The sequence below is a fragment of the Salmonella sp. 32070601201500089SM genome (assembly GCF_017573605.1).
In the GTDB taxonomy this organism is placed as follows: domain Bacteria; phylum Pseudomonadota; class Gammaproteobacteria; order Enterobacterales; family Enterobacteriaceae; genus Salmonella; species Salmonella enterica.
The window spans coordinates 1-744 of record NZ_JAGETK010000034.1; the positions used below are offsets into that span (position 1 = coordinate 1).

Consider the following 744-nt stretch of genomic DNA (forward strand, 5'->3'; position numbering starts at 1 on the left):
CAGATCAAACAGTTCTGGCTTGAGTCAGGCTGCGTCTATGGTTATCGCAAGATCCACCTCGATCTGCGTGACACCGGGCAGCAGTGTGGGGTGAACCGTGTCTGGCGGCTGATGAAGCGGGCCGGCATAAAGGCTCAGGTCGGATACCGGAGCCCGCGGGCACGCAAAGGTGAAGACAGTATCGTGGCACCTGACCGACTCCAGCGGCAGTTTAATCCGGATGCTCCCGATGAACGTTGGGTAACGGACATAACCTACATCCGAACCCACGAAGGCTGGCTGTATCTGGCCGTGGTTGTTGATCTGTTCTCCCGGAAAGTTATCGGCTGGTCAATGCAGCCCCGGATGACCAAAGAGATCGTCCTGAATGCGCTTTTGATGGCCTTGTGGCGGCGTAATCCGCAAAAGGCGGTGCTGGTTCACTCTGACCAGGGCAGTCAATATACAAGCTATGAATGGCAGTCGTTTTTGAAATCACACGGCCTGGAAGGCAGTATGAGTCGTCGTGGTAACTGCCACGATAATGCGGTCGCAGAAAGCTTTTTTCAGCTACTAAAACGTGAACGGATAAAGAAAAAGATCTACGGAACGCGGGAAGAAGCCCGCAGCGATATTTTTGATTACATCGAAATGTTTTATAACAGTAAGCGTCGGCATGGTTCGAGCGATAAGATGCCACCGACAGAATATGAAAACCGATATTACCGACGACTCGAAAGTGTCTAGATTATCCGTGGCAACTCA

General features: G+C 51.9%; 1 protein-coding gene. It reads left to right on the top strand.

The genetic code is table 11. The annotated features are described in order from the left end of the window. Positions 1–726 (top strand): IS3 family transposase (locus tag J4728_RS23660; RefSeq protein WP_208212520.1); only part of this gene is annotated, 726 nt, incomplete at its 5' end. Positions 727–744: the final 18 nt, after the last annotated feature.